The organism is Roseateles sp. GW821-FHT09H11, from assembly GCF_059415845.1.
Genome location: NZ_JBWKOA010000008.1, coordinates 374,652 through 394,043 on the forward strand (window position 1 = coordinate 374,652; position 19,392 = coordinate 394,043).

General features: G+C 67.2%; 18 protein-coding genes and 1 pseudogene. 12 read left to right on the forward strand and 7 right to left on the reverse strand.

Features of this window, described 5'->3' with window-relative positions:
• Nucleotides 1–175: 175 nt before the first annotated feature.
• A complete protein-coding gene (gene pcaF, locus AC07PR_RS25805; RefSeq protein WP_377159675.1) occupies nt 176–1,375 on the reverse strand; it encodes a 3-oxoadipyl-CoA thiolase in 1,200 nt (399 codons plus the stop codon).
• A gap of 200 nt (nt 1,376–1,575) precedes the next feature.
• Here pcaF and AC07PR_RS25810 point away from each other — a divergent pair, with 200 nt between their 5' ends.
• From AC07PR_RS25810 to AC07PR_RS25835, 6 genes are all read left to right on the forward strand, one after another.
• Entirely contained in the window at nt 1,576–2,874 is a 1,299-nt protein-coding gene (locus AC07PR_RS25810) for an HD-GYP domain-containing protein (RefSeq protein ID WP_377159677.1), read from the forward strand.
• Nucleotides 2,871–5,033: a putative bifunctional diguanylate cyclase/phosphodiesterase gene (locus tag AC07PR_RS25815; RefSeq protein ID WP_483108003.1), complete on the forward strand. Its 2,163-nt coding sequence runs from the start codon at nt 2,871–2,873 to the stop codon at nt 5,031–5,033. Before AC07PR_RS25810 ends, AC07PR_RS25815 begins: the two co-directional genes overlap by 4 nt.
• Before the next feature lie 105 nt (nt 5,034–5,138).
• Nucleotides 5,139–5,492, forward strand: coding sequence for a DUF1840 domain-containing protein (locus AC07PR_RS25820; RefSeq protein WP_483108002.1), 354 nt, complete (start codon nt 5,139–5,141; stop codon nt 5,490–5,492).
• A complete protein-coding gene (locus AC07PR_RS25825; protein WP_377159685.1) occupies nt 5,493–6,170 on the forward strand; it encodes a histidine phosphatase family protein in 678 nt (225 codons plus the stop codon).
• Nucleotides 6,171–6,253: 83 nt separating this feature from the next.
• A complete protein-coding gene (locus tag AC07PR_RS25830; protein WP_495136998.1) occupies nt 6,254–7,330 on the forward strand; it encodes a sterol desaturase family protein in 1,077 nt (358 codons plus the stop codon).
• 126 nt (nt 7,331–7,456) lie between these two features.
• Nucleotides 7,457–8,410, forward strand: a complete 954-nt coding sequence (locus AC07PR_RS25835; RefSeq protein ID WP_483108000.1) for a porin — start codon at nt 7,457–7,459, stop codon at nt 8,408–8,410.
• A gap of 91 nt (nt 8,411–8,501) precedes the next feature.
• On the opposite strand, the gene ruvB is transcribed toward AC07PR_RS25835, so the two are convergent.
• The 4 genes from ruvB to AC07PR_RS25855 all read right to left on the reverse strand — a co-directional run bounded on the left by ruvB (nt 8,502) and on the right by AC07PR_RS25855 (nt 12,556).
• On the reverse strand, nt 8,502–9,566 hold the full coding sequence (ruvB, locus tag AC07PR_RS25840; RefSeq protein ID WP_377159691.1) for a Holliday junction branch migration DNA helicase RuvB: 1,065 nt from the start codon (nt 9,564–9,566) through the stop codon (nt 8,502–8,504).
• Between the two features lie 28 nt (nt 9,567–9,594).
• Complete coding sequence (gene ruvA / locus AC07PR_RS25845; RefSeq protein WP_377159693.1) at nt 9,595–10,164, reverse strand: Holliday junction branch migration protein RuvA; 570 nt, start codon at nt 10,162–10,164, stop codon at nt 9,595–9,597.
• A 121-nt stretch (nt 10,165–10,285) separates the two neighbouring features.
• The gene (locus AC07PR_RS25850) at nt 10,286–10,939 is read right to left on the reverse strand and encodes a response regulator (RefSeq protein WP_067069232.1); all 654 of its coding nucleotides are present in this window, start codon (nt 10,937–10,939) and stop codon (nt 10,286–10,288) included.
• Between the two features lie 141 nt (nt 10,940–11,080).
• The gene (locus tag AC07PR_RS25855) at nt 11,081–12,556 is read right to left on the reverse strand and encodes a sensor histidine kinase (RefSeq protein ID WP_495136999.1); all 1,476 of its coding nucleotides are present in this window, start codon (nt 12,554–12,556) and stop codon (nt 11,081–11,083) included.
• Between the two features lie 92 nt (nt 12,557–12,648).
• Here AC07PR_RS25855 and AC07PR_RS25860 point away from each other — a divergent pair.
• Together AC07PR_RS25860 and ybeY are read left to right on the forward strand one after the other, a co-directional pair.
• Nucleotides 12,649–13,602 (forward strand): annotated as a pseudogene (locus AC07PR_RS25860) (PhoH family protein); the annotation flags it as partial.
• Nucleotides 13,603–13,958: 356 nt separating this feature from the next.
• Nucleotides 13,959–14,405, forward strand: coding sequence for an rRNA maturation RNase YbeY (ybeY, locus tag AC07PR_RS25865; protein ID WP_377159698.1), 447 nt, complete (start codon nt 13,959–13,961; stop codon nt 14,403–14,405).
• A 3-nt stretch (nt 14,406–14,408) separates the two neighbouring features.
• Here ybeY and AC07PR_RS25870 read toward each other — a convergent pair whose 3' ends face one another.
• Both AC07PR_RS25870 and hemB read right to left on the reverse strand, forming a co-directional pair.
• A complete protein-coding gene (locus AC07PR_RS25870; RefSeq protein ID WP_377159700.1) occupies nt 14,409–15,503 on the reverse strand; it encodes a magnesium transporter CorA family protein in 1,095 nt (364 codons plus the stop codon).
• 41 nt (nt 15,504–15,544) lie between these two features.
• On the reverse strand, nt 15,545–16,552 hold the full coding sequence (gene hemB, locus AC07PR_RS25875; RefSeq protein ID WP_377159702.1) for a porphobilinogen synthase: 1,008 nt from the start codon (nt 16,550–16,552) through the stop codon (nt 15,545–15,547).
• Between the two features lie 220 nt (nt 16,553–16,772).
• Between hemB and AC07PR_RS25880 the strand changes: the two genes are divergently transcribed.
• From AC07PR_RS25880 to AC07PR_RS25895, 4 genes are read left to right on the forward strand one after another with little or no spacing between them, the layout of a single operon-like run.
• The gene (locus AC07PR_RS25880) at nt 16,773–17,201 is read left to right on the forward strand and encodes a CopD family protein (RefSeq protein ID WP_377159704.1); all 429 of its coding nucleotides are present in this window, start codon (nt 16,773–16,775) and stop codon (nt 17,199–17,201) included.
• Between the two features lie 7 nt (nt 17,202–17,208).
• A complete protein-coding gene (locus AC07PR_RS25885; RefSeq protein WP_377159706.1) occupies nt 17,209–18,405 on the forward strand; it encodes a VanZ family protein in 1,197 nt (398 codons plus the stop codon).
• Nucleotides 18,402–18,734 (forward strand): (2Fe-2S) ferredoxin domain-containing protein, encoded by a 333-nt coding sequence (locus AC07PR_RS25890; RefSeq protein ID WP_377159708.1) that lies wholly within the window; start codon nt 18,402–18,404, stop codon nt 18,732–18,734. Before AC07PR_RS25885 ends, AC07PR_RS25890 begins: the two co-directional genes overlap by 4 nt.
• 16 nt (nt 18,735–18,750) lie before the next feature.
• Nucleotides 18,751–19,386, forward strand: a complete 636-nt coding sequence (locus tag AC07PR_RS25895) for an alpha/beta hydrolase (protein WP_483107999.1) — start codon at nt 18,751–18,753, stop codon at nt 19,384–19,386.
• The last annotated feature ends 6 nt before the right edge of the window (nt 19,387–19,392 follow it).

A 19,392-nucleotide genomic window follows, 5' to 3' on the forward strand; every position in this document is an offset into this window, starting at 1 on the left:
CAACCTTTGGCTATGGGTCCGTGCGCAGTGGTTGGCTCGATCAGCGCTCTCGCCCTGCACCAAAATGAGGTCAGACAACCTGGGCGACTGCTGGAATTCTCAAACGCTTCTCGGAATGCCGCGTTCAGCCATGAACGAGGGACAGGAAGCCGGTCACCATCGGCGCCTGAGCAGGTCAGACGCGCTCGACGACGACCGCGATGCCCTGGCCCACGCCGATGCACATCGTGCACAGTGCGTAGCGGCCCTGGATGCGGTGGAGCTGGTTGATCGCCGTCGTGACCAGCCGGGCGCCGCTGGCGCCGAGCGGGTGGCCCAGCGCAATCGCGCCGCCGTTGGGGTTCACGCGAGCGTCGTCGTCCTGCAGTCCGAGGTCTCGCAGCACCGCCAAGCCCTGGGCGGCGAAGGCTTCGTTCAGCTCGATGACGTCCATCTGGTCCAGGGTCAGGCCCACCTGGGCCAGGACCTTCCGCGTCGCCGGCGCAGGGCCGATGCCCATGATGCGCGGCGCAACGCCGGCCGTCGCCATGCCGAGCACGCGTGCCCGCGGGGTCAGGCCGTGCCGGGCGATCGCGGCTTCGCTGGACATCAGCAGCGCGCAACTGCCGTCATTGACACCGGACGCGTTACCGGCAGTCACGCTACCGTCCGGTCGGACGACACCCTTGAGCTTGGCCAGCGCCTCCAGGCTGGTCTCGCGCGGGTGCTCGTCCTGGCGCACGATGACGGCGTCGCCCTTCTTCTGGGGAATCGTGACCGGGCAGATCTCGGCGTCAAAGAATCCGTTGCGCTGCGCGGCCAGCGCCTTGGTTTGGCTGGAAAGCGCCATGCGGTCCTGCGCGTCGCGCGCGATGGCGAAATCGACGGCAACGTTCTCGGCCGTTTCCGGCATCGCGTCGACGCCGTACTGCGCTTTCATCCTCGGATTGATGAAGCGCCAGCCGATGGTCGTGTCGTAGATGGCATTGGCGCGGGAGAATGCGGTCTCCGCCTTGGGCATGACGAAGGGCGCGCGGCTCATGCTTTCGACGCCGCCGGCGATCATCAGATGGGCTTCACCGGCCCGGATTGCTCGGGCGGCGCTGCCGACGGCGTCCATGCCGGAGCCGCACAGCCGGTTCAGCGTCACGCCGGGCGCGCCGATGGGCAGGCCAGCCAGCAGGGCGGACATGCGCGCCACGTTGCGATTGTCTTCGCCCGCCTGATTCGCGCAGCCGTAGAACACGTCGTCCAGCGCTTCCCAGTCCAACGACGGGTGACGCGCCATCAGGGCCTGGATCGGTACCGCACCCAGATCGTCCGCGCGAATCGACGACAGGGCGCCGCCGTAACGCCCGAAAGGGGTGCGCTGCGCATCGCAGATGAAGGCGTGCATGAAAAGTCTCCTGTATCTTTATGAGAATGCAAGGTTCGGAGGATCATAGGGGGGTGCAGGAAAAACCTGTGACAAGTTGCACGATCCCCCCGCGATCATGCGCAACGCCGTACGGTTGACGCGCTTTTGATTTAAGTTGCGCCCCTCCGCAGCCGAAGCTGCTGACGAGGGCGTCCGAACCGGGACGCGGAACTACAAGAATGAAGGACAGATCGGCAGACCCGCTCATCGATGTGAACCAGCTGAAAGTCGGGATGTTCATCCATCTCGACCTCGGCTGGATGTCGCATCCGTTTCCGCTCAGCAGCTTCAAGCTGAGTTCGGAAGAGCAATTGCTGATTCTTCGCCGTCTTGGCCTCAAGCAGGTGCGCTGGAGTCCGGGCAAGAGCGACCTGCCGTTGGAGGCGACGCCGATGCCCGCGCCGATGCCTGCGGCCGCCGTCGTCGAGGAAAACCGCAGCGCCGAAGACGAGGTCCGCGAACGCCATCGCCGCTTGTTGGCCGAGCAGCGCGAGGCGCTGCTGCTGTGCGAGCGCCAGTACGCCGAGGCCGCGAGTGCCCTGCGCGACCTGATGGACCTCGTGCCGCGCGAGCCGACGGACGCGCGAGACCGGTCGTCCGCGTTGTCCCGGGCGCTGCTGGACAAGATGCTGGTCGAGGGCGACATCAACATCCGCCTGCTCAACGAAGGCGCCGGCGACCGCGGCACCGCGCATGCGCTCAACGTCGCCGTGATCGCGATGCTGCTGGGCCGCGCCTTCGGCCTCGGCCGCGACGAGATGCTGGACCTCGGGCAAGGCGCGCTGCTCCACGACATCGGCAAGATGGAGCTGACCGCCCGATTCCGTCACCGTGACGACAGCTTCACCGCGGCTGAGGTCGCCGCCTACCAGCAGCACGTCGCCAAGGGAGTGGTGCTGGGGCAGAAGATGGGCGTGGGGGCCGGGCCGCTGCTGATCATTGCGCAGCATCATGAACACGCCGACGGCAGCGGCTTCCCGCAGCGCCTGAACGCCGACCGCATGAGTATCGGCGCCCGCATCGTGGCGCTCGTCAACCGTTTCGACGGCCTGTGCAATCCGCTGCTCAGCTCCAAGGCGATGACCCCCCACGAAGCGCTATCCCTGATGTTCGCGCAGGGACGCAGCCGTTTCGACGCCACCATGCTCAACGCCTTCATCCGGATGATGGGCGTGTATCCGCCGGGCTCCGCCGTGCAACTGACCGACGACCGCTATGCGCTGGTCGTGGCCGTGAACTCGTCACGCCCGCTCAAGCCCAAGGTCATGGTCCACGACCCCAAGGTGCCGCGCGACGAGGCGCTGGTGCTGAACCTGGAAGAGCTGCCCGACCTCGGCATCCGCCGCAGCGTCAAGCCGCAGCAGTTGCCGCGCGCCTCGCTGGACTACCTCAGCCCGCGCAGCCGCATCGCCTACTTCTTCGAGTCCGCCGGTGTGACCTCCCTCCCGCCGCCACCCCCCGGGGAGATGGCTGCGTGAATCTGCCGACCCGAGCCACCGCCGCATCGCCCGCGGTGTTCAACACCGCGTTCCTGCCGCTGATCGACGGCCTGCAGGAAGCGGTGTGGCTCGTGGACGCGCGCACTCACAGCGTCGTGGCAGTCAACCACGCGTCGCAGCAGTTGCTCGGACTGCAGGCCAGGGACCTGGTCGGAAGCAGCGTCGAATCGCTGGCTTCCACGCCGGAGGACGCGCTGTTCTGGATGGACGCCGCGATCGGCCGTCGCGAGAGCCTGCACACCGACACGATGATGCGTCACGCCGACGGCCGCATGCTGTGGGTCTCCCGCCGCATCAGCTACGTCGCGCAAGCGCAGGGCGACGGCCTGTGGCTGATCGCGATGCGCGACCAGACCCAGCAGCGGCAGCATGACGAAGAGCGAGAGACGCTGCTCGCCGAACTGCGCGCCACGCTCGAATCCACTGCGGATGGCATCCTGGTCACGGACCTGGCCGGCCGGATCCGCAGCTTCAACCAGCGGCTGGCATCGCTATGGGGCATTCCCGAAGACCTGCTCAACGATCGCAATGACGACGCCGTCCAGGCCTGGATGCGGCGCAGCGTCGTCGACGGTGCCGCCTACGCCATGCGGCTCGGCGCGATCCAGGAATCACCGCTGCTGCACACCAGCGACAACCTCAAGCTGATCGACGGCCGCGTGCTCGAGCGCGTATCGCTGCCGCAATGGAGCCGGGGCCGGCCGATCGGCCGCGTCTACTCGTTCCGGGACCTCAGCGAGAAGCTCGCCGCGCACCAGCGCATTGAAGAGCTGTCGCACAACGACATGCTCACCGGGCTGCCGAACCGTCGGGCGCTGATGGAACGCGTCGACTACGCGCAGGCCATGGCGCGCCGCGAGACGACCCCGTTCGCGCTGCTCAACGTCGACCTCGACCGCTTCAAGCAGATCAACGACACGCTAGGCCACTCCTACGGGGACCGCGTCCTGAAGGAAGTCGCGCTGCGCCTGAAAGAGTCGCTGCGCGAGGTCGACACCGTCGCGCGGCTTGATGGCGATGAGTTCGCGCTCTTGATCCATCAGGCAGACGCCCGCGGCGCCGAGCACGCGGCGCGCCGCGTCCAGGAGGCGATGTCGCGGCCATTCTGCTTCGACACGCTGAGCTTCACGGTCACCTGCAGCACTGGCATCGCGCTGTTCCCCGGCGACGGCGCCAGCGCCGAGGAACTGCTGGCCAGTGCCGAGCGCGCCATGCACTGGGTCAAGGAAAGCGGCCGCAGTGCCTTCCGCTTCCACCAGCCGCGCAAGGACGTGGACCTGCTGTCGCGCATGCGGCTGGACCACGCGATGCGACAGGCGCTCCAGGAACACGAGTTCCGCCTGCACTTCCAGCCGCAGGTCTCGCTGGAGACCGGCGAGCTCATCGGTGCGGAGGCGCTGATCCGCTGGCGCGATCCGCTGCGCGGCGACGTGCCGCCGTCCGAGTTCATCCCCGTGGCCGAGGAGAGCGGCTTCATCGTCGCGATCGGTCAGTGGGTGCTGCAGCAGGCGGTGGCGCAGGCCGCGGCGTGGCTCCAGAAGGGGCTGCGCGTACCGGTGGCGGTCAACGTGTCGGCGCTGCAGTTTCAGCAGACGCAGTTCGTCGAGCAGGTGGCGCAGGCGCTGCGCGCCTACGACCTGCCGCCGTCGCTGCTGGAACTGGAGCTGACCGAATCCGTCCTGCTGCGCGATGCCGAGGAAGCCTTGCATCGGATGGAGGCGCTGTCGGAACTCGGCGTGCTGATGGCCATCGACGATTTCGGTACGGGCTACTCCAGCCTGGGCTATCTGAAGCGCTTTCCGATCCAGCGCCTCAAGATCGACCGCAGCTTCGTCAAGGGGCTACCGGGGGATGCGAGCGATGCCGGCATCGTCAACGCGATCGTCCAGATGGGTCGTGCGCTCAACCTGAAGGTCATCGCCGAGGGTGTCGAGACCGATGCGCAGCGCGACTTCCTGGCCCGCTGCGGCTGCCACGAGTACCAGGGCTTCCTGTGCGCGCCGGCGCTGGAGACGCGAGCCTTCGAGGAGCGTCAAACCCAGATCGCGGCGCAGGCTGAGGCCGGAAGGCTGGCCCGCGGACAGGCGGTGGCGCCGCGTGCCGCGCGCGCGTCCGTGCATCTGCTGCGCGGCGGGTGAGCCGCACTGCGTCCGAAGGTGCATCGGGATCGACCCGGAGAACGGGCGAACCGGGGTCGGGAGGTCTCTCCACTGCCTGCCGTGCGAGGGCGGCACAATGCGTCGATGGCCGCCGTCGACGGCCGGGAGACACGCGTGCTGTACAAGTTCAAGTCGAAGGCCGGGGCTGATGTCATCATGCTCGCCGCCCATGGCGATCAAGCGCTGCAGGCCCTGGGCCGCAGTCCGGCGCCCCAGGGGATTCTCCAGGCGTCTGACCTGCCCGCGCTGATCGCGCAGGGAGAGTCCGCGATTGCCGAGGAGCAGCGAGCGCTGGATCGTGCCGCCGAGGAGGCCGTGGCCGACGGCCGCAAACCGCCGCCCAAGCCCGAGGTCACGTTGCGCCAGCGCCTGTGGCCGCTGCTGGAACTGATGCGTACCGCGCAGGCCGCCAGCACCGATGTGGTCTGGGGCGTCTGAGTGGACTCGACCCTGATCCTGGCCATCCGGCATGGCGAGACCGCGTGGAACCGCGAAGGCCGTTTGCAGGGACACTTGAACCTCCCGCTGAACGCTCTGGGCGAGCGTCAGGCCGAGCGGCTCGGTGCCGCGCTGGCCGAGCATCCGATCGACGCGATCTATGCGAGCGACCTGGATCGAGCCGCGGTGACGGCCCGGCATCTGGCGGCGCCGCACGGTATCGATGTCCAGCTCGATGAGCGACTGCGGGAACGCGCTTTCGGCATCCACGAGGGCAAGCTCTGGACCGAGATCGAATCCGGTTTTCCTGAGGACGCCCTCCGCTGGCGCCGGCGTGAGCCGGACTTCGAGCCGCCCGGCGGCGAGAGCCTGATCACGCTGTACGCGCGTTGCGTCGCCGTCGTGTCCGAACTGGCCGCGGCGCATGCGGGGCAGACGATCGCGATCGTCGCGCACGGCGGAGTGATGGACTGCCTGTACCGGGCCGCGACCCGCATCGACCTGCAGGCGCCGAGAAGCTGGGTCCTCGGCAACACGAGCATCAACCGACTGCTGTACTCGCCGCAAGGATTCAGTCTGGTCGGATGGAACGATGATCACCATCTGCAAGGCCTGACGCTGGATGATCCTGGCGTGCCGGGCTTCATGCCGGCCACGACGGTGACAGCCAAGGCCTGAGCGCCGGATCGCCGGCTCCCTCGAGGGACGGCGGCCGCGGAGATCGACAGAAGCGCCGCATCGAGCGCTCATCGAGGAGACACATGACCGACGCACAGATCATCGTGCTGGCCACGCCGGTGTTCTTCGCCCTGATCGGGCTTGAATACTGGGTCGGCCTGCGCCGCGGCCGCAATACCTACCGCCTGAACGATGCAGTGAGCAGCATCGCGCTGGGCATGCTCAGCCAGGTGGTGGGCGTGCTGACCAAACTTTTCACGCTGGGGATCTACACCTGGGTCTTCGAGCGGGCGGCCTTGACCCAACTGGACGCAGGTGCCTGGTGGGTCTGGCTGCTGGGGCTGCTGCTGTACGACTTCCTCTACTACTGGCACCACCGGCTCGGTCACACGACCGCGCTGCTCTGGGCCGCGCATGCCGTCCACCACCAGAGCGAGGACTACAACCTCTCCACCGCGCTCCGCCAGACCGGGAGCGGTTGGCTGGTGGGCTGGATCTTCTACATGCCGATGGCCATCCTCGGCTTCCCGCCGCTGGTGTACGCAGTCGTCGCGCTGATCGACCTGCTGTACCAGTTCTGGGTGCACACGCAACAGATCGGCAAGCTCGGCTGGTTCGACCGCTGGTTCTGCTCGCCGTCCAATCACCGCGTGCATCATGCCGTCAACGATCCCTATCTTGATCGCAACTACGGCGGAATCCTCATCATCTGGGACCGGATGTTCGGCAGCTTCCAGGAGGAACTGGATCGCGAGCCCTGCGTCTACGGCACCCGGGATGCGCTGAAGAGTTGGAGCCCCTGGACCGCCAATGTCCAGGTCTATGCCAAGTTGCTGACCAAGACGCGACGCACGACGCGCTGGCGGGACAAGTTGCGCCTCTGGTGGGAGCCCGCGCACTGGGAGCCCGGTGTTGGCGCCCGCATAGCGCCCGGATATGACCCGCACACCAGGCCGCTGTTCGACCCGAAGGTCGCGTCCTCGCACGCCTGGGCAGCGGGAGCGATGTTCCTGCTGCTGCTCGTCGCCGTCGCGCTGTTCCTCTGGAACGCCCATCGACTCGGTCCGATCGAGCAGATCGCCGTCCTCGCCGGACTTCTGGCGGGACAGGTGCTGACCGCGCGTCTGCTATCACCCACCGACCCCCTCGTTCACCCCTAACGGGGAACTGTTGCAATTTTGCGTCGGGCGTTATGGGTGCGTGCAACGCACTTCTATACTCCGCACACCTTGCAGTAAAGCCATTGAGCCAGACCGGCTGAAACCTCCAACTGGATGAAGGTGGGTATGAAAAAGATTGCATTCGCTGCGGCCATCGCGGCTCTTTCCGCTCCCGTGTTCGCGCAGAGCTCCGTCACGCTCTGGGGTCGTATCAACACCTCGGTGGAAAGCATCAAGACCGGCAACAACGACCGCGTCGCCTCGGTGATCAACAACAACTCCCGCCTGGGCTTCAAGGGCACGGAAGATCTGGGCAGCGGCCTGAAGGCCAGCTTCGCGCTGGAACACGGTCTGAACTCGGACGACGGTCGCCAGACCAGCTCGGCGTTCTGGAACCGTGAAGCCAGCGTGCAACTGGCCGGCGATTTCGGCGCGATCCGTCTGGGCCGCTGGACGCCGGGTTCGTACTACGCCACCGCGGATTACGTGTCGATGCACAACCACGACACCGGCACGTCGGAAGACAAGCTGTACTCGGGTGCCGGCTTCACGCAGACCAACAAGGTCGGCTACTTCACGCCGAACATCAGCGGCTTCAACGGCGAGTTCACGCTGCACGCCGGTGAAGGCGTCGACCCGCGTGGTTACGACGTCGCCCTGAACTACGACCAAGGCCCGGTGCACCTGGGTGCTGGTTACAGCAAGCAAGGCAGCGCCAAGCAGTACGCGATCCGCGGCCTGTATGAACTGGGCGCCTTCACCTTCGGCGGCTACGCGCAGCGCGAAGAGTCGGGCACCGCGCTGGTTGCCGGTGGCAAGGACAGCCGTTGGATCGGCCGCGCCGCCGTGATGTACACGCTGGGCCAATCGGAATTCCACCTGAACGTCGGTGGTACCAAGGCGGGCGCGTACTCGTTCAACAGCGGTCGCAACGGTGGCAAGCAATACACGCTGGCCTACAACTACAACCTGAGCAAGCGCACCAAGGTCTACGCGTTCTACACCGCCGTGGACGCCACCACTGCGAACAAGCGCGACGATCTGAACTCGTTCGCCCTGGGTGTTCGTCACAACTTCTGATCTCCGGATCACGAAGCAGAAAGGCGCTCCTCGGAGCGCCTTTTTCATTGCAGCGTCGGTGCACCTGTTGTCTTGCAGGCTCACCCGGCGCTCATTCAAGCTCGAACAACTGCCCCGCCTGTTTCGGCGGAGCGACTCCGAGGTGGCGATACGCCGCCAGCGTTGCGATCCGCCCGCGGGGGGTGCGCTGCAGAAAGCCCTGCTGGATCAGATAAGGCTCGATGACGTCCTCGATGGTGCCGGGCTCTTCGCCGATCGCCGCAGCGACGTTGTCCAGCCCCACCGGCCCGCCGTCGAAGCGGTGCACCACCGCCTCAAGCAACTTGCGGTCCATCAGATCGAAGCCCAGCGGATCGACGTCCAGCATCGCCAACGCCTTTTCCGCGATCGTGCGGGTGATGGTGCCATCGGCCTTGACGTCGGCGTAATCGCGGACGCGACGCAGCAACCGGTTGGCGATCCGCGGCGTGCCGCGCGAACGCCGCGCAACCTCAAGCGCGCCTGCCGGCTCGATCGGTGCGCCGAGCAGCGACGCGGACCGCGTCACGATGCGCTGCAGTTCATCGGCCGTGTAGAACTCCAGCCGAGCGACGATGCCGAAGCGATCGCGAAGTGGGTTGGTCAGCATGCCGGCGCGCGTGGTCGCGCCGATCAGCGTGAACGGCTGCAGGTCAAGCTTGATCGAACGCGCTGCCGGCCCTTCGCCGATCATGATGTCGATCTGGTAGTCCTCGAGCGCCGGATAGAGGATTTCCTCGACGACCGGCGAAAGCCGGTGGATCTCGTCGATGAACAGCACGTCGTTGCGCTCGAGGTTGGTCAGGATGGCGGCGAGGTCCTTGGGCTTTTCGAGGACCGGCCCGCTGGTCTGGCGCAGGTTGACGCCCAGTTCCGCAGCCACGATGTGGCTCAGCGTCGTCTTGCCCAATCCCGGCGGTCCGAAAAGCAGCACGTGATCGAGCGCCTCGCGTCGCTTTTTCGCGGCGCCGATAAAGATCTCCAGCTGCTCCCGCGCCTTGGCTTGGCCGACGTACTCGTCGAGCAGCTTGGGGCGCAGTGCGCGTTCGATCGCGTCCTCGTTCGGCGACGCCGGTTGTGCGCTGATCAGGCGGGCCTGCTGCGGCGCGGGCGTGAAGTCGTCGGTCTGGATGCTCATGGTGGGAGGGTACGCCGCGCGCGCGGATTCATGACAGGTGCTTCATCGCCAGCTTGATGCCTTCGCTGACGCCAATGTCCCCCGGCAGCGTCTTCAGCGCCGTACCGGCTTCCTTCTCGCTGTAACCCAGCGCGACCAGCGCCTGGAGGATGTCGGCCTGCGCGTCGTTGGCCACGGACACCGGCAGCGACAGGTCGGGGCTCAGCTTGCCCTTGAGCTCCAGCAGCAGCCGTTCGGCCGTCTTCTTCCCGATGCCCGGGACCTTCACGAGACGGCCAGCCTCCTGCCTGGATACGGCCTGCGCCAGGTCGCCGACCGACATGCCGGACAGCAGCGACAAGGCCATCTTGGGGCCGACGCCGCTGATCTTGATCAGCAGACGGAAGGTGCTGCGCTCCTCGGCGGTGAGGAAGCCGAAGAGGACGTGGGCATCCTCGCGGATGCTCAGGTGCGTCAGCAGTGTGGCGCGCTCGCCCAGGCCCGGCAGATTGAAGAAGGTGCTCATCGGCACATCGACTTCGTAGCCGACGCCTTGCACGTCGATGAGGACCTGCGGGGGCGATTTTTCCGCGATGACGCCGGTGAGCTTGCCGATCATGGGCGCGGATTATCCGCGTTCAGCGGCGATTCGACGGCGATTCGACGGCGATTTGCTGGATGTTTGTCCAGTATTTTCCCGAGGCGTGCGGCCGCGCCTCGAGATCCGGCGCGCGAAGCGCTCAGTTGCGCCCGAAAAGCCCCAGGCGTTGTGCTTCCAGCGCCGCTTCGGCGCGCGAGCTCACATTGAGCTTGCGGTAGATCTGCTTCACATAGTCGGCGATCGTGTGGCGCGACAGCCCCAACTGCACGCCGATCTCCGGCAGCGTGAAGCCCTTGGCGACGCGAAGCAGCACTTCCGTCTCGCGGTCCGTCAGCGAGACCTCGTGCAGCACCTGCGCGGCCTGCGGCCGGCGTTGCGACGTGAAGTAGGCGATGACCTTGCGCGCGATCGACGGGGACAGCGGCGGCTCTCCCTGGCTGATGCGCTGGAGCTGCTCGACCAGCAGCTCGCGCGATTGCTCCTTGAGCAGGTAGCCGAAGGCACCGGCCTGCAGGGCAGGGAAGAGATGCTCGTCGTCGTCGTGGATGGTGACGATCACCGACTGGACTTCAGGCTGTTTCTCTCGCAGCGCGGAGATCACGTCGACTCCGGAACCGTCCGGCAGGCCCAGGTCCAGCAGGGCCAGCGTGAAGCGCTGCGAGTTGACCTGCTGCAATGCGTCCTGCACCCGCGAGCACTCGGTGACGACCGCGTTGGCGAAGACCTGTTTGACCAGGACCTTGAGCCAGGCGCGGATTTCGGGAATGTCTTCGAGGAGCAGGATGTGGTTCATGGCGCGGATTCTTGCTCAGGATTGTCGTGCGGGCGGAGTGCTCGCTGACTTCCTGCAACGGTACGGCTTTCTGGAGGGACTGACCATCCTGATCAACGCCGGACTGTGGCGCCGGCGGCAATGGATCACGCTGGCATGCGATCAGAGCGGGATCGTCAGCCGGATGACGGTGCCCCAACCGGGGCCGGATTCGACCAGGCACTGACCATGCATCTGCTTGGCGCGCGCCTTCATGCTGGCCATGCCGTGTCCCTTGTCCAGGCGACCTTCGAGCTCCAGCGGGATGCCCTGGCCGTTGTCCTGGATCACCACCGAGAAGTAGCCGTCCTGCGCCGAACAGCTGATCACGCAATGCGTGGCGCCGCTGTGCTTGATGATGTTGCTCACCGATTCGCGCAGGATGCGCGTCGTCTGCACGTAGGCGCGTGCGGGGAAGGTGTGCTCGATGTCCTCGGCGGGCGATTTCCACTCGGCCAGGATGTTGGCCTGTGCCAGTCGCGAGACCACCTCCGCGCGCCAGTCCCCCAGCGCGTCCAGCAGTTGCACGGGCTTGCCGGTCAGGCCACGCACCGACAGCCGCATCTCCTCGAGCGCCTCGCGCGCGAGCGTGGAGATCCGGTCCGACTCGCTGGTGTGGACGATGGTCAGCAGCTTGGCACCCAGGTCGTCGTGCAGGTCGGCGGCGATGCGCTTGCGCTCGCGTTCGGTGACCTGCTCCAGCTTGGTTTCCGCGACCTGATCGAAATGGCGCTCCAGCTCGGCGATGCGCTCCTGCAGACGCAACTCGCCTTGCAGGACGGCGAGCTCGGACTGCGTGAGCGCGCGGGCGAACTCGCGCACGCGATGCAGGCCGAGTCCCAGCAGGCACAGTGGCCCGAGGATGCCCGCCAGACCGCTGCCCGGCAGCGTCCATGCGGCCAGCACCGCGAGCGCGCCGAAGCCGATCAGCACGCAGCTGAGGATGAAGTCGGACTGCGGGTACCGCTCCTCCAGCGTCGGGAGGAACATGTCCTGCCACAGATGCCAGAGATGCCAGCCCATCGCGACCAGCAGCTGGGCGCCCAACCACCAGAGCGCGAAGGAGGCGATCCGTGTTGCCGGCACCGGCAGCAGCAACGCGGCAGGAAAGAGCAGCGCCTGGGCCAGCAGCGCGCGATGCATGCGGCGATCGCGTCGTCGCATCCGCCGCATCAGGTAATGGACGGCGCACCACAGCAGCCACGGCGCCAGGATCACCGCGATCCCCGTGCGCCATGACGACAGGGGCGCGAGGCCGACCGTGACGACCCATCCCGGCATCAGCACGAGCAGCCAGCTGATGTGACGTTGGGCGCGGCGTTGCCAGATCAGCAATCCCAGCACGAAGGCCATCAACACCAGCGCGGACTGCAGACCATAGGCGAGCTGCGGCGCCAGACGCGTCCATAGCGTCGCGAAGGAATCGGTGGCGACGCCGTCGGCGCCAGCGACCGCCGCGCCCGCGACCTGAGCGAGACAGACCGGCACGGCCAATGTCAGCGCGGCCGCGGCGCCGAACGCCGCAGGTCTGGATCCTCCCTGTGCCGGCACGGCATCGCAGTGGCCGGCGTCTCCTTGTTGTTCCGTGATCCGGTGCATGGGGGGCGATTGTGCAGGCGCAGCAAGCGCGCGGCGCACTGGCGCGCGACAATACCGCCCTCAACCCCCCTGAATACGGAGCCTCCTCCGCCTTGAACCTGCGCCACGCTTTCACCCCCGCCGACAACCGGCGTCTGTCGCACCTGTGCGGCCCGCTGGACGAGCATCTCCGCCAGATCGAGGCGGCGCTGACCGTGCGCATCACCCATCGCGCCGAGCACTTCAACATCGAGGGCGACCGTGCTCCGGCGCAGCGCACGCTCGCCTTGCTGGAGTCGCTGTACGCGCGGGCCGATCGGGCCATTCCCGGCGAGAGCCTGCGTCTGGCGATCGTCGAGGCCGCCAATGACGTGGCCGCGCCGACGAAGCTCGCCAACGGCGAGGACGCGGACGGCGACAACATCGTGCTGCGCACGCGCCGCGCCGACCTGGCCGGCCGCACGGGCAATCAGCATCTCTACCTGCGCAGCATCCTGTCGCACGACATCAGCTTCGGTATCGGCCCCGCAGGCACGGGCAAGACCTTCCTCGCGGTGGCCTGCGCGGTGGACGCGCTGGAGCGCTCGACCGTGCAGCGCATCATCCTGACGCGCCCGGCCGTCGAGGCGGGCGAGCGCCTCGGCTTCCTGCCCGGCGATCTGACGCAGAAGGTCGATCCCTACCTGCGCCCGCTCTACGACGCGCTCTACGACCTGATGGGCTTCGATCGCGTGACCAAGGCGTTCGAGAAGGGCCAGCTGGAAATCGCCCCGCTCGCCTTCATGCGGGGGCGCACGCTGAATCATGCGTTCGTCATCCTCGACGAGGCGCAGAACACGACGCCCGAGCAGATGAAGATGTTCCTGACGCGCATCGGCTTCGGCAGCAAGTGCGTGGTGACCGGCGACACGAGCCAGATCGACCTGCCGCGCGGCATGCACAGCGGGCTGGTCGACGCGGAGCAGGTGCTGGACGGTGTCGAGGGCATTGCGATCACGCGCTTCACGCGCGCGGACGTCGTGCGTCATCCGCTGGTCGCGCGCATCGTGCAGGCTTACGAGGACCAGGCGGAAGTGCTGGCGCGCGAGGAAGCGCGCGCCCAGGAAGAGCATCGTGCGCAGTTCGCGGAAGAGCGTGAAGAGCGTCGTCTGAGGGCATTGCGCATGCGCGAGGCGGCGATTCGATTCGATGAGGTGCCATCGGCACCGCCGCCGCCGCCGCCGCCGCCGCCCGCACCGGTGAAGAAGGCGCCCACCAGGAAGCCCGCGTCCAGGCCGGCGGCGAAGAGCTCGGCGACGAAGCCCGTCGCGACGAAGACTGTCGCGAAGAAGGTGGCCGCGAAAAAGGTGGCCGTCAAGAAGTCCGCTGCGAAGCAGGCGGCGGCCAAGTCTGCCGGCAAGTCCGCGCGAAAGGGAGCCGCGCGATGAGCCGCCCAGAATTGAGCCTGTCGCTGCAGTTCGCGGACCCGCGCCACAAGGCGCTGCTGCCGCGGCACAAGGTGATCCGCTGGATGCGCGCCGCGCTGGAACTGCCGGGCGAGATCACTGTCCGCATCGTCGACGCGGAGGAAGGGCAATCGCTCAACCGCGAGTACCGCTCGAAGGACTACGCGACCAACGTGCTGACCTTCGACTACACGCACGAGCCTGTCGTCGCCGCGGACCTCGTGATCTGCGCCGAGGTGGTCGAGCGCGAGGCGAAAGAGATGGGGCTGGACCTCGCGGCGCACTACGCGCACATGCTGGTCCACGGCACGCTGCACGCGCAAGGCTACGACCACGAAGAAGACGACGAGGCCGAGTTCATGGAAGCACGCGAGACCGAGGTGATGCTCGGCCTCGGCTTCGCCGATCCCTACGCCAGACGCTGAGCACTACTGCTGCGTGCCCAGGTAGCGCTTGCGCCAGAAGAAGGCGCCGAGCGCGAGGGCGGTGACGACCATGACGCCGACGGCGATCCAGAAGCCGGTGGCCCGGTGGATCAGCGGCAGGGTGTCGAAGTTCATGCCGAAGACGCCGGTGATCAGGTTCAGCGGCAGGAAGATGGCCGTCAGCACGGTCAGCGTCCGCATGATGTTGTTGGTGCGCTCGCCGGTGAGGGAGAAGTGCATCTGCACCGAGGTCTCGGCTGAAGTCTCCAGCCGCCGCACATGGGTCAGGACCCGCTCGACGTGTTCGAGCACGTCGCGCGACCGCACGCGCAGCAGCTCGCGCTCGCGCTCCGCGCGCGCATCGCCGACGGGCCATTCGCCGAGCGCGTCGATCCATTCCTGCACGGCGCTGCGCTGGTCCTCGCAGAGGTCTTCCAGCCGCGACAGCGTGTCACGGGCGTGCAGCACCACCGGCCAGTCGCGGAAGTGGCCGCGCCGATCGAGCAGCAGGTTCTGCAACGTGGTCAGCTGACGCGTGAGCAACCGGCGCAGATCCAGGTAGCTGTCCACCATGTGGTTGACCATGCGCAGCATCAGCTCGGCCGGGCTGTGGGGCAGGCGGGTGCTGCCACGCAGGTCGCGACCCTCTTGCTGCGCGCCGAGCTTGCCGGCGAAGTGATCCCGCAGCGAGCACTCGCCCGGATGCACCGTGATCAGCACGCGGTCGAAGACGGCGAAGCCGACCGGACTCGTGTCGATGGCCTTCAGGGCCTCGTTGACCGCCGCGGCGTGGCGGGGCTCATCGTCGGACAGGTACTGCTCGCTGCCGGGCATCGTCGCGAGCCGGCGGAAGACCATCAGGTCGTACGAGCTCGTGTAATCGAAATGCGACGGCAGCTGCGGATTCATCAGATCCGATACATGCAGGTCGAGCAGTTGCGCGCCGGCCCAGCGCATCAGCCGCTGCTGCAGCGTGCCGAGCTGGAGCTCGAATTCACGCCGCGGCAGCCCGATCCACAGGAAGCCCTCGGGCGGGAGTTCGTCGGGCAGCTCGGCGAGTTCCTCGTAGAGCGCGTCGCTGAGATGGAAGATGCGCATGCGTCGGTCGGGCAGCCGGCGTTCCCTGGAGCCGTCGAAGCTCAGGCGCCGGCGCGGATCAGGCGCGCCGCGTCCATCGCGAAGTAGGTCAGGATGCCGTCGGCGCCGGCGCGCTTGAAGGCGAGCAGCGCTTCGAGCATCACGGCGTCGTGGTCCAGCCAGCCGTTGGCCGCGGCGGCCTTGATCATGGCGTACTCGCCGCTGACCTGATAGGCGAAGGTCGGGACCTTGAACTCGTCCTTCACCCGGCGGACGATGTCCAGATACGGCAGGCCGGGCTTGACCATCACCATGTCGGCGCCTTCGGCCAGGTCCAGGCCGACTTCGCGCAGCGCTTCGTCGCTGTTGCCCGGGTCCATCTGGTAGGTCTTCTTGTCCGCCTTGCCGAGGTTGCTGCGCGAGCCGACCGCGTCGCGGAACGGGCCGTAGAAGGCACTGGCGTACTTGGCGCTGTAGGCCATGATCCGCGTGTGGATGTGGCTGTCGGCCTCGAGCGCGGCGCGGATCGCGCCGATGCGGCCGTCCATCATGTCGCTGGGCGCGACGATGTCCACGCCCGCCCGGGCCTGGACCAGCGCCTGTTGCTTGAGCAGCTCGACGGTGCGGTCGTTCAGGATGTAGCCCTGCTCGTCGAGCACGCCGTCCTGGCCGTGGCTGGTGTACGGGTCGAGCGCCACGTCCGTCAGCACGCCCAGGCCGGGCACCTTCTCCTTGAGCGCCCGCACGACGCGGGGAATCAGACCGTCCGGGTTGGTCGCCTCGATGCCGTCGGGCGTCTTCAGCGCCGTGTCGATCGCGGGGAAGAGCGCGATCACCGGGATGCCGAGTTCGACGCATTCCTCCGCGACGGGGATCAGCCTGTCCAGGCTCAACCGGGACACGCCCGGCATCGACGCGATCGGTTCGACGCGGTTCTCACCCTCATGGACGAACACCGGGAAGATGAAATCGCTGGCGTGCAGGCGGTGTTCGCGGACCAGCGCCCGGGTGAAGGCGTCGCGACGCAGGCGACGGGGGCGGCTGGCGGGATAAGGGGCAGGAAGTTGCATGATTTCCGAGAAGTACCACCAGCATGAGGGGTCACTAGGTGGAAAGACGTAGATTCCGAAATTCGGCAGATCTGTTAAAGTCGTTCTTGAATGATAGCCGCTGGCTGTCGTTCCCTGCTTTTCCTCCCTGAGCAGGAGCCTTAACGTGATGACAGCGATAAGGCTTTCCGACCCCGGCTGTGAAGCCGGGGTTTTTTTTCGCGCCCTCCATAATGCCGCGATGCTCTGGATCAAAGCGCTACACATCATTTTCGTCGCCGCGTGGTTCGCCGGCCTCTTCTATCTGCCGCGGATCTTCGTGAACCTGGCCATGGTGCCCGCCGACAGCCACGCCGAGCGCGAACGGCTGTTGATCATGGCCCTGAAGCTCTACCGCTTCAGCTCGGGATTGATGCTGCTCGCCCTGGCCTTCGGGCTGACGCTGTGGCTCTACTACGGCATCGGGCGCGGCCCGGGCAACGGCTGGATGCATGCCAAGCTCGCGCTGGTCGTCGCCGTCATCGGCTATCACCACGTGTGCCGCGCGTTCCTGCGCAAGTTCGAGATGCTCGCCAACCGTCGCAGCCACAAGTGGTTCCGCGTGTTCAATGAGGTCTCGGTGCTCATGTTCGCGGCGATCGTGATCCTGGTCGTCGTCAAACCCTTCTGATCCGGTGATGCATCGGCGCAGTTCCGCCACCTGGCTGGCCCTGTGTTACGCCGTGCTGGTGGTCTACGCCAGCCTGTATCCCTTCTGGCCCTGGCGGATGCCGCCGAGCCTGCCCTGGCCCGGCTTCGTGGGGCTGCCCTGGCCGCGCTACTGGGGCAAGTTCGACATCTGGGTCAACGTCGTCGGCTACTGGCCGCTCGGATTGCTCTGCTTCGCCGCGGTGAGCCGCGGCAGCGGCAGTCTCATGCGTGCACTGCTGCTGACGGTGGTCGGGCTGCCGCTGCTGTCGTTCTCGATGGAGACACTGCAGTACTTCCTCCCGGGCCGCGTGCCGTCGCTGGCCGACTTCCTGTTGAACAGCGCCGGCGCCTGGCTGGGCGGGCTGTGCGCGTGGGCGGTGCTGGGGCTGGGTGGGCTCCGGCGCTGGAACGGCTGGCGCGAGCGCTGGTTCGTGCCGCATAGCGCGGGCGCGCTGGCCTTGCTGGCACTGTGGCCGGTGGGGCTGCTGTATCCGGCGCCGCTGCCCCTGGGGCTCGGCCAATTGTTCCCGCGTCTGCGCGAGTGGGCCGAGCTGCTGCTGGAGAACACGCCCTGGGAGCTGGTTCCCAAGGAGCTGACCGACGAGCTGCCGCTGCCGCCGGGACTGGAGGCGATCGCGATCGCCATGGGCGTCCTGGCGCCGTGCCTGCTGGCGCTGTCGGTCGCGCGACCGGGCAGGCGTCGCGCGTTGCTGGTGCTGGGCGCGATCGCGCTGGGCGTGACGACGACGGCCTGGTCGACGGTGCTGAACTTCGGCCCCGATCACGCCTGGGCCTGGCTGACCGCGACGACCGCGCCGGGCCTGATCATCGGCGGCGTGCTCGCCATGCTGGCGGCGTTCATGTCGCGGCGCGCGAACGCGGCGTGGGGGCTGGTCGTGCTGACCGTGCTGATCGCGCTGATGGCCGAGGCGCCGTCCGACCCGTACCTGCTCGAGAGCCTGCAGTTCTGGGAGCAGGGCCGCTTCGTCAACCTTTACGGGCTGGCGCAATGGGTGGGGTGGTTGTGGCCGTTCGCGGCGCTGGCGTGGCTGCTCTACGGCGTCACGCAGAGCGATCGATCAGGCCCGCCGCCTGCCGATGGGCGGTCTGAAGGACAGGCCGATCGTGACGGACCGCACGAACGGCCGCTCGGTGGAAACCCTGAAACTACAATCGACCGATGAGCTCTGCCAGCTACTACCAACGCCACATCTTCTTCTGCCTGAACCAGCGCGAGAACGAGAACGCCTGCCTTCAGCACAATGCGCAGGAGGCCTTCGACCATTGCAAGAAGCGCGTGAAGGCCGAGAAGCTGGCCGGCAAGGGCGGCGTGCGCGTGAACAAGGCGGGCTGCCTGGACCGCTGCGCCGGCGGGCCGGTGGCGGTGGTGTATCCGGACGCGGTCTGGTACTCGTTCGTGGACAACAGCGACATCGACGAGATCGTCGAGCGCCACCTCAAGCATGGCGAGGTCGTCGAGCGATTGGTGCTCGACGATTCGGTCGGCCGCTGATCGGGAGCCCGCTCGCATGAATGCACAGACCCAGCGCCGGCAGATCGCCGGCCCGGCCGGCGAGATCGAATGCGCCATCGATGAACCCGCGGTCGACGCGGGCCCGCTGCGCGGCGTGGTGGTGATCTGCCACCCGAATCCGACGCAGGGCGGCACGATGGACAACAAGGTGGTGCAGACGATCGCGCGTGCGTTCGTGCACCTGGGCTATCGCGCGGTGCGCTTCAACTTCCGCGGCATCGGCAAGTCGGCCGGCGCCTGGGACGAAGGCCGCGGCGAGGTCGACGACGCGCTGGCCGTGATCGCCGCGTTCCGCGATCCGGCGCAGCCGCTGGCACTGGCCGGCTTCTCCTTCGGGGGCTTCGTCGCGTCGCAGGCGGCGCTGAAGCTCGAGCAGCCCGCGGAGCGTCTGCTGCTGGTCGGTCCGGCCGCGAGCCGCTTCGGCGTCGCGACGGTGCCGGCCGATACCGTCGTGATCCACGGCGAACAGGACGATGTGGTGCCGCTGAGCGCGGTCTTCGACTGGGCGCGCCCGCAGGCGCTGCCGGTCATCGTGGTGCCCGGTGTCGGGCATTTCTTCCATGGGCAGTTGCCGCTGCTCAAGAACTTGGTGCTGCGCGGCTGGCATGCCGTCGGCGACGCGCGCACCTGAGGATTT

Excerpts from the sequence above, each read along its gene's own strand:
- pcaF (WP_377159675.1), bottom strand. The coding sequence starts at position 1,375 with ATGCACGCCTTCATCTGCGATGCGCAGCGCACCCCTTTCGGGCGTTAC.
- AC07PR_RS25810 (WP_377159677.1), top strand. The coding sequence starts at position 1,576 with ATGAAGGACAGATCGGCAGACCCGCTCATCGATGTGAACCAGCTGAAA.
- AC07PR_RS25820 (WP_483108002.1), top strand. The coding sequence starts at position 5,139 with ATGGCCGCCGTCGACGGCCGGGAGACACGCGTGCTGTACAAGTTCAAG.
- AC07PR_RS25830 (WP_495136998.1), top strand. The coding sequence starts at position 6,254 with ATGACCGACGCACAGATCATCGTGCTGGCCACGCCGGTGTTCTTCGCC.
- AC07PR_RS25835 (WP_483108000.1), top strand. The coding sequence starts at position 7,457 with ATGAAAAAGATTGCATTCGCTGCGGCCATCGCGGCTCTTTCCGCTCCC.
- ruvB (WP_377159691.1), bottom strand. The coding sequence starts at position 9,566 with ATGAGCATCCAGACCGACGACTTCACGCCCGCGCCGCAGCAGGCCCGC.
- ruvA (WP_377159693.1), bottom strand. The coding sequence starts at position 10,164 with ATGATCGGCAAGCTCACCGGCGTCATCGCGGAAAAATCGCCCCCGCAG.
- AC07PR_RS25850 (WP_067069232.1), bottom strand. The coding sequence starts at position 10,939 with ATGAACCACATCCTGCTCCTCGAAGACATTCCCGAAATCCGCGCCTGG.
- AC07PR_RS25855 (WP_495136999.1), bottom strand. The coding sequence starts at position 12,556 with ATGCACCGGATCACGGAACAACAAGGAGACGCCGGCCACTGCGATGCC.
- ybeY (WP_377159698.1), top strand. The coding sequence starts at position 13,959 with ATGAGCCGCCCAGAATTGAGCCTGTCGCTGCAGTTCGCGGACCCGCGC.
- AC07PR_RS25870 (WP_377159700.1), bottom strand. The coding sequence starts at position 15,503 with ATGCGCATCTTCCATCTCAGCGACGCGCTCTACGAGGAACTCGCCGAG.
- hemB (WP_377159702.1), bottom strand. The coding sequence starts at position 16,552 with ATGCAACTTCCTGCCCCTTATCCCGCCAGCCGCCCCCGTCGCCTGCGT.
- AC07PR_RS25880 (WP_377159704.1), top strand. The coding sequence starts at position 16,773 with ATGCTCTGGATCAAAGCGCTACACATCATTTTCGTCGCCGCGTGGTTC.
- AC07PR_RS25885 (WP_377159706.1), top strand. The coding sequence starts at position 17,209 with ATGCATCGGCGCAGTTCCGCCACCTGGCTGGCCCTGTGTTACGCCGTG.
- AC07PR_RS25890 (WP_377159708.1), top strand. The coding sequence starts at position 18,402 with ATGAGCTCTGCCAGCTACTACCAACGCCACATCTTCTTCTGCCTGAAC.
- AC07PR_RS25895 (WP_483107999.1), top strand. The coding sequence starts at position 18,751 with ATGAATGCACAGACCCAGCGCCGGCAGATCGCCGGCCCGGCCGGCGAG.